This is a genomic window from Streptomyces sp. NPDC056486, from assembly GCF_042795295.1.
Taxonomy (GTDB): domain Bacteria; phylum Actinomycetota; class Actinomycetes; order Streptomycetales; family Streptomycetaceae; genus Streptomyces.
This window is the reverse complement of sequence record NZ_JBHTSF010000265.1, coordinates 1-7,961: the sequence shown is the minus strand read 5'-3', so window position 1 is coordinate 7,961 and position 7,961 is coordinate 1. Positions and strand designations below refer to the sequence as shown.

The window sequence follows — 7,961 nt, the reverse complement described above, 5'->3', positions numbered from 1 at the left end:
GTTCAGATGCGGGGCCCGCCGACGTATGTGCCGCCCGCTACTGCGGGTCCGGGCCCTTGGCCACCGGACGGGACTCGTCCGACGACCACTGGGACCACGAGCCGACGTACAGCGACGCCGGGATCCCCGCCACCGCGAGCGCGAGCACCTCATGGGCGCCGGACACACCGGAGCCGCAGTAGACGCCGACCTCGGACGTGTCGGACGCGCCCAGGGAGTTGAAGCGGTCCGCGAGGTCGGCGGCCGGCCTGAAGATGCCGTCCGCCGTGACGTTCTCCGTGGTCGGCGCGGATACCGCACCCGGGATGTGGCCGCCGACGCGGTCGATCGGCTCGACGTCACCGCGGTAGCGCTCGGCCGCGCGGGCGTCCAGGAGCAGCCCGGAGCGGGCAAGGGCCGCCGCGGCGTCCGCGTCGAGGAGGTCCTTGGTGTTCGTCTCGGGGACGAACGAACCCTCGGCCGCCGGGCGCTCGTCCCCCGCCTCCAACGGGCCGCTCCACGCCGCGAGACCGCCGTCGAGCACGCGCACCGAAGGATGCCCCGTCCAGCGCAGCAGCCACCAGGCACGTGCGGCGGCCCAGCCCTGCCCGCCGTCGTACACGACCACGTCCCGGTCCGCGAAGACCCCGGCCGCCTGCATCACCGCTCCGAAGCGATCCACGTCCGGCAGGGGATGCCGTCCGGCCGGGCCCGCCTCACCCGCGAGATCGGCGTCCAGGTCGACGAAGACGGCGCCCGGGATGTGCCCCTTCTCGTACTCGGCCCGCCCGTCGAAGGCGGGGGCGCCCGCCGCCTTCGCCATGCTCAGCTGCCAGCGGATGTCCAGGAGTACCGGCGGGTTCTCGCCCGCCAAGTCGCTCGCGAGTTCGGATGCGGAGATGATGGCATTCATAGGCCCATCCTTGCGTACGAGGTGGCCGCTTCGATCAGGTCCGGCTACCCTGCTCCGCCGGAGACCTCGAACGCAGCGCGTACGCGGCCGGGCACGCCGTGTACTTCCCGACGACACCACTGACACCACTAAGCAATCGCGCGTTAACGGATGAGAAACGGCAAACCGGGCATCCTCTGAGCTGGGCCGGGCTACGCGGCGCGGCCAGGGCGCGCGGTGCCGCAGGTGGTGCAAGCATCTGCACGGGCGGGCAAATGCGCGACACGGGTACGCGCGTTCGAAAGCGGAGCCGAGCGGCCACCATGACGGGCCGAGGAGAGAGTGACGATGACGGAGGCACGGGGGTCGACGGGCCGGCGTGACGGCTCGGGGGCCGTCGGCCGCGCGCCCGGCACACCCACCTGGGTGAGCCTGATGGCGCATGGCCTGGCCACGACCCAGGAGTTCTACGGAGCTTTGTTCGGCTGGGAGTTCCGGCCTGGCCCGGAGCAGCTCGGGCCCTATGTACGGGCGCTGCTCGACGGCCACGAGGTCGCCGGGATCGGCCAGCTGCCGCCCGACCACCATCTGCCGATCGCCTGGACGCCGTACCTGGCATCGGAGGACGTGAACGCGACCGCCGACGCCGTGCGGCACTGCTGCGGCACGATCGGCGTCGGCCCGCTGGACGCGGGCCCGGCCGGGCGGATGGCCATCGCCGTGGACCCCGCGGGCGCGGTGTTCGGGATCTGGCAGGCGGCGGAGCATCTGGGCGGCGAGCTGGTCGGGCAGCCCGGAGCACCCGGCTGGAACGAACTGGTGACGACGGAGACGGCGGACGTCGTCAAGTTCTACCAAGCGGTCTTCGGATACGCCGAAGAGGCGGTCGTCCCTTCCGACTCCAAATCCGACTATGTGACGTTCCAGGTCGACGGCCGGCCGGTGGCCGCGGTGCGCGGTGTGGGCCAGGACCTGCCGCGGGACCGGGGCCCGCACTGGATGACGTACTTCGAAGTCGCCGACGTGGACGCGTCGGTGGAGCGGGTCGTGGAACTCGGCGGTCACGTCGTCGAGCCCGCTCGGGCGGGCGACCATGGGCGCGTGGCCACGGTCGCCGACCCGGAGGGCGCGATCTTCGCGCTCGTGCGCTCGGAGGGCTGACCCGGACGAGGGTGGGCGTCAGACGCGGGCGGGTGCGTCGACCGGCAGTACGTCGGGCGACAGGGCGCCCGCGCGCGAGGTCGCCGCCGTCATCCGGCGCTGGTGGTGACGGCGGCACAGCACCTCGTAACCCACCTCGTCCGCCGCGTGGTTGACGTCGCCGACGACGACCTGGGCGCCTTCGACGACCATCGCGCCCCCTATGGTGCGGGCGTTGTGGGTGGCGCGTGCGCCGCACCAGCACAGGGCCTCGACCTGCAACACCTCGACGCGGTCGGCGAGTTCGACCAGGCGCTGCGAGCCGGGGAAGAGCTTGGAGCGGAAGTCCGTGGTGATGCCGAAGGCGAAGACGTCGAGGCCCAGGTCGTCGACGACGCGGGCCAGCTGGTCGATCTGCCCCGGAGCGAGGAACTGCGCCTCGTCCGCGATCACATAGTCCGCGCGGCCACCCTGCGAGAGGTGGTCAACGATATGGCCGTAGAAGTCGAAGTCGTCCGCGGCCTCGATCGCGTCCGTGACGAGGCCGAGCCGCGAGGAGAGCTTGCCCTCGCCCGCGCGGTCGTCACGGGTGAAGATCATCCCCTTCAGGCCGCGGGCCGAGCGGTTGTGCTCGATCTGCAGAGCCAGTGTGCTCTTTCCGCAGTCCATCGTTCCGGAGAAGAACACCAGCTCGGGCATGGGGAGTTCGGGCCTTTCGGGGCGTACGGGGGGACAGGGCCGACCGGGGGCCGGTCAGGAGCGTACTTCGATGAGCGGCACGAGTTGCTCGACGGGGGTCATGGAGCCGTGCATGCCGACCAGGGCCGACTCCTTCGGTTCCTTCTCGGTGGCGATGATCGCCACGTCGTCGTGGGCGGCCGCGATGACATCGCCGATGCGTCCGTACACCCGCTCGTCGACGGCGCCGGGCGGGCCGAACCAGCCCGCGGCGATGGCCTCGTCCCGGCTCGCCACCCAGAACTGCTCGCCGAGCACCTCGCGCCAGACGGTCAGGACGTCGTTCTCGGCGCCCGGCACCGCGTACACATGGCGCGCGCGGCCCTCGCCGCCGAGGAGGGCGACGCCCGCACGCAGCTCCCAGTCCTCGTCGAAGTCGATACGGGACTGCTCGTCGAAGGGGATGTCGAGCATGCCGTGGTCGGCGGTGACGTACAGGGCGCTGCGCGGCGGTAGTTGCTCGGCCAGGCGCTGGACCAGGCGGTCGACGTACATGAGCTGGCCGCGCCAGGCGTCGGAGTCGACACCGAAGCGGTGACCCTTGCCGTCGACCTCCGCGTAGTACGTATAGACCAGCGACCGGTCCCCCGCGCCCAGTTGCTCGGCCGCGAGGTCCATGCGGTCCTCGCCGGAGAGCTTGCCGCGGAAGCTGCCGCCGCTCAGCGCGATCTTGGTGAGCGGGGTCTTCTCGAAGGTCGGGGACGACACCTGGGCGGTGTGCACGCCCGCGGCGTGGGCCTGCTGGAAGACGGTGGGGTACGGCTGCCACTTGCGCGGGTCCGTCCACGGGTTCCAGCGGAGCTGGTTCATCAGCTCGCCGGTGGCGGGATTGCGGACCGTGTAGCCGGGCAGGCCGTGCGACGCGGGCGGCAGGCCCGTGCCGACCGAAGCGAGCGATGTCGCCGTGGTGGCGGGGAAGCCCGCGGTGATCGGCCGCCCCGTACCGCCGCGCGATGAACTGATCAGCGAGGTCAGAAAGGGCGCCTCGGCCGGGTGGGCGCGCAGCTGCTCCCAGCCCAGGCCGTCGATCAGGAAGACGCAGTTCCGGTCGGCCGGGGCGAGTTCGGGGATGACGGGCGCGAAGCCCTCGACGCCCTGGTGGGAGACGAGCGTGGGCAGCAGGTCGGCGAGCGAGCCCACGCCGTACTCGGGCAGGGGGGCGGAGTCGAGGGAGAGCGGCTCTACGTCGTCCCAGGCGGGCAGGGACATCAGCGGGCGGTCTCCGCGGTCGCCTCGGAAAGCGCCTGCGCGAAGGCCAGGGTCTGGCGCACGGCGTCCGGGCCGTCGCCCGCCTCGCTGACACGGAGGCTGAGGTCGTCGGCGGTGGAGCTGCCGGTGTAGCCGTGGTCCGCCTCGCAGTTGGGGTCGCCGCAGGCGGCGGGCTCCAGGTCGATGCGCGACACCGCGCCCCAGCCGATGGTCAGGACGACCTCGCGGGGCAGCGAGCCCGGAACGTACTTCTCGGGATTGGCGACGACACGGCTGACGACGACGGACGAGATCCGGCTGATTTTCACGGACTCCGTGGAGGTCGTCGCGTACGGCGTGGGAGAGGTGCTGTCCGCGGCCTGCTCGTCCGTGTGGCTGACGATGAAGCGGGTGCCGGTCAGGACGAGGACCGTCACGTGCCTGCGCACTTCGTTCGCGTCGAACGTGGTCTCCTGGTGGACCAGGTACGACCCGATGGGATCGCCGCCGATCGCGGCCTCCACCGCCTCGGCCACGAGGGCCGGGTAGTAGCCGCTGCGCTCGATCGCCGCGCGCAGCCCCTGGGTCGTCGTACCGGTCTTTGCCATGCCGTCCATCCTACGACCCGGCGGAGGGCTCACGGTTCCCCACCGGCCGCCTCAGTACCCGGGCAGGGCCCGTGGGCCGAGGTCGCTGCGGGCGGGCGGGGGCGCGAGCCGCACGGAGGCGCCGAGCACGGAGAGGCCGCGCTGGGCGACGACCACGGGTTCCAGGGACACGGCGACCACCTCGGGGTGATCGTCCACGAGGCGCGAGACCCGCTGGAGCAGCTCTTCGAGGGCCGGGGTGTCCACGGGTGCCGAGCCGCGCCAGCCGAAGAGGAGCGGGGCGGTCCGGATGGACCTGACCAGGGAGCCCGCATCGCGCTCGGTGACGGGGATCAGCCGGTGCCCGGTGTCGCCGAGCAGCTCGGACGCGGCGCCCGCGAGTCCGAACGAGAGCACCGCTCCGGCCGCCGGGTCGATGACCGCGCGGACGACGGTGTCGACGCCGCGGGGTGCCATCGGCTGTACGACGGGGCGCAGCTCGGCGGGCTTGCCGAAGGCGACGGTCAGTTCGGCGTACGCGCGGCGCAGTTGCTCCTCGTCCGCCAGGTCGAGCCGCACGCCGCCGAGGTCGGCGCGGTGGCGCAGGTGCGGGGCCGTGGTCTTGAGGGCCACGGGGTAGCCGAGCGCATGGGCGGCCGCGACGGCCGCGTCCGGGTCGGGCGCGGGCAGGGCCTCTCGTACGTCGATGCCGTACCGCCCGAGCAGTTCGCGGGCGTCGCCCTCGGCGAGGGTGGCGCCGCGGGGATCGCCCTGCTCCACGAGGAGCTCGTCGATCCGCTGGGCCGCGCCGCTCTCGTCGATGTCCTCGTACTCATGGACCTTGCCGGGTTCTTTGGCCTCGCGCCGCCACTGCCCGTACTTGACGGCTTCAGAGAGTGCCCGAACGGCACGCTCGGCGGCGGGGTAGGCGGGGATGCGGTACGTGGGGTCCGTAGCCATTGCTGTGGGCAGGCGTCCCGCAGGGCGGGACGGGTGGGCACAGCCTTCAGCGCCGGGTGCGGGAACAGGGGCGTCAGGGCGAGTACGGGTGGCAGCGGCCAGCGCCTCGGCGAGCCCGCCGAGTTCCACGTGCACCACGGCCACCGGCTTCGCGGGGCACCCCGCGGCGGCAGCCCGCAGGGCAGCAGCCAACTCCTCCCCTTCGGGAGACGCCGTGGCCCCGTCCTCCCCCACCCAGGGGATGGCGGTGACGATCACCGAGTCACAGGCGTCGTCCGACAGAGCGTCCACGAGCGCGGCCCGGAAGTCGTCCGGCGTGGCCCCCGTGGTGAGATCCCGCGGCGGGAGAGGCCGGAGCCCGTCGGCGACACACGCGTCGTACGTGAGAAGCCCGAGCGACTCGGAGTTGCCGAGGATGGCGACCCGAGGCCCGCCCGGCAACGGCTGCCCCGCGAGCAGCAGCCCCGCATCCACCATCTCGGTGACGGTGTCGACCCGGATGACCCCTGCCTGGCGCAGCAGCGCCGACACCGTGGCATGCGGAAGCCGCGTGGCCTGCACGGCGTGCCCCGTGGGCGCGATCCCGCTGTGCTTCGCCCCCTGCACCACGACCAGCGGCTTCGCCGTCGCCGCGCGCCGGGCGAGCCGCGTGAACTTGCGCGGGTTGCCGATGGATTCGAGGTACATCAGGGCGACATCGGTGTCGGGGTCCTCGTACCAGTACTGGAGCACGTCGTTGCCGGACACATCGGCGCGGTTGCCCGCGCTCACGAAGGTCGAAAGGCCCGCACCGCGCCGGTGGAGCCCGGAGAGCAGCGCGATGCCGATCGCGCCGGACTGGGTGAAGAGGCCGATCCGCCCGCGCTCGGGCGGATGCGGGGCCAGCGAGGCGTTGAGCCGCACGTCCGGCGACGTGTTGATGACCCCGAAGGCGTTCGGGCCGAGGATGCGCGTGCCGTACGACCGCGCCTGGCGCACCAGTTCGCGCTGCCGCTCACGCCCTTCGGGACCGCTCTCCGCGTATCCGGCGGAGATCACCACGAGCCCGAGCACCCCGCGCTCACCGCACTCGGCGACGGCCTGCGGCACCCGCTCGGCGGGCACGGTCACGACGGCCAGCTCGACGCTCTCGTCGATGTCCCGCACGGAGCGGTAGGCGGGCACCCCGTCGACCTCGCCCCCCTCATCGAACGCGCTGTTCACCGCGTACAGGCGCCCCGTGAAGCCCGCCTCGCGCAGATTGCGAAGGACGCTGCGCCCCACGCCGCCCGGCGTACGCCCGACGCCGATCACGGCGACCGACTTCGGCGTCAGCAGCCGCTGCACGGACCGCGCCTCGGCCCGCTGCTCACGGGCGCGCTGCACGGCGAGCGAGCGGTCGGTCGGCTCCAGATCGAATTCGAGCCGTACGACGCCGTCCTCGAAGCTGCGTTTCTGCTGGTAGCCCGCGTCCGTGAACACCTTGATCATCTTGGTGTTGGCGGGAAGGACCTCGGCGGCGAAGCGGCGGATGCCGCGCTCCCTGGCGACGGCCGCGATGTGTTCGAGGAGGGTGGAGGCGACGCCCCGGCCCTGGTGGGCGTCCTGCACGAGGAAGGCGACCTCGGCCTCGTCGGCGGGCGCGCTCGCGGACATGCCGCGGGAGTCGATGCGGTCGAAGCGCACGGTGGCGATGAACTCGCCGCCCACGGTGGCCGCCAGACCCACACGGTCCACCTGGTCGTGATGGGTGAAGCGGTGGACGTCCTTGGCGGACAGGCGCGGGTAGGGGGCGAAGAAGCGGTAGTACTTCGACTCGTCCGAGACCTGCTCGTAGAAGCTGACCAGGCGGTCCGCGTCCTCGGCCGTGATGGGCCTGATCCGCGCGGTGCCTCCGTCCCGCAGGACGACATCGGCTTCCCAGTGGGAGGGATATGCCTGCCGGTCCGACGGGGTCTGCATGAGGCCCAGGGTACGGGTCGCGGGGGCGCCTCGGCCGGGGCAGGCTAGGAGTCGTCGAAGGGCGGGACGCGGGCCCGCGGCACGAGGACGTACGGTCGACGGAGCAGGGGCCGTCGGTCGACACCGTACGGACGACGGCCGACGGAGCACGCGTGACGGCATGAGACACTGGTCTAGACAAGTGTGAGACACCTGGAAGGGCAGCAACACATGGCTGAGCGCCGCGTCAACGTCGGCTGGGCCGAGGGCCTTCACGCCCGACCCGCCTCCATCTTCGTCCGCGCGGCCACCGCCGCCGGCGTCCCCGTGACGATCGCCAAGGCTGACGGCAACCCCGTGAACGCCGCCTCCATGCTCGCGGTGCTCGGTCTGGGCGCGCAGGGCGGCGAGGAGATCGTGCTCGCCTCCGACGCCGAGGGCGCGGACGCCGCTCTCGACCGTCTGGCGAAGCTGGTCGCGGACGGTCTCGAGGAGCTCCCCGAGACCGTCTAGTAAAGACTGGTACTCATACGCCGAAGGGCCCGCCCGAAACAGGG

7 protein-coding genes are annotated in these 7,961 nt (G+C 72.3%); 2 read left to right on the top strand and 5 right to left on the bottom strand.

Features of this window, described 5'->3' with window-relative positions; genetic code table 11:
- Positions 1 to 37 precede the first annotated feature (37 nt).
- A complete protein-coding gene (locus ACFQ7F_RS44385) occupies positions 38 to 892 on the bottom strand; it encodes a sulfurtransferase (RefSeq protein ID WP_383284965.1) in 855 nt (284 codons plus the stop codon).
- A 327-nt stretch (positions 893 to 1,219) separates the two neighbouring features.
- Here ACFQ7F_RS44385 and ACFQ7F_RS44380 point away from each other — a divergent pair, with 327 nt between their 5' ends.
- On the top strand, positions 1,220 to 2,032 hold the full coding sequence (locus ACFQ7F_RS44380; protein WP_383284962.1) for a VOC family protein: 813 nt from the start codon (positions 1,220 to 1,222) through the stop codon (positions 2,030 to 2,032).
- 18 nt (positions 2,033 to 2,050) lie between these two features.
- Here ACFQ7F_RS44380 and ACFQ7F_RS44375 read toward each other — a convergent pair whose 3' ends face one another.
- The 4 genes from ACFQ7F_RS44375 to ACFQ7F_RS44360 are packed head-to-tail and all read right to left on the bottom strand — an operon-like array spanning position 2,051 to position 7,425.
- Positions 2,051 to 2,710 carry a thymidine kinase gene (locus tag ACFQ7F_RS44375; protein WP_383284959.1) on the bottom strand — a complete coding sequence of 220 codons (660 nt, stop codon included), beginning with the start codon at positions 2,708 to 2,710 and terminating at the stop codon, positions 2,051 to 2,053.
- 54 nt (positions 2,711 to 2,764) lie between these two features.
- Positions 2,765 to 3,958, bottom strand: coding sequence for an alkaline phosphatase family protein (locus ACFQ7F_RS44370; RefSeq protein ID WP_383284955.1), 1,194 nt, complete (start codon positions 3,956 to 3,958; stop codon positions 2,765 to 2,767).
- Positions 3,958 to 4,545, bottom strand: coding sequence for a DUF5998 family protein (locus ACFQ7F_RS44365; protein ID WP_383284951.1), 588 nt, complete (start codon positions 4,543 to 4,545; stop codon positions 3,958 to 3,960). The genes ACFQ7F_RS44370 and ACFQ7F_RS44365 overlap by 1 nt, the downstream gene beginning before the upstream one ends.
- A 51-nt stretch (positions 4,546 to 4,596) precedes the next feature.
- Positions 4,597 to 7,425: a GNAT family N-acetyltransferase gene (locus ACFQ7F_RS44360; RefSeq protein WP_383284948.1), complete on the bottom strand. Its 2,829-nt coding sequence runs from the start codon at positions 7,423 to 7,425 to the stop codon at positions 4,597 to 4,599.
- A gap of 210 nt (positions 7,426 to 7,635) precedes the next feature.
- Between ACFQ7F_RS44360 and ACFQ7F_RS44355 the strand changes: the two genes are divergently transcribed.
- Complete coding sequence (locus ACFQ7F_RS44355; RefSeq protein ID WP_190085156.1) at positions 7,636 to 7,917, top strand: HPr family phosphocarrier protein; 282 nt, start codon at positions 7,636 to 7,638, stop codon at positions 7,915 to 7,917.
- Positions 7,918 to 7,961 lie beyond the last annotated feature (44 nt).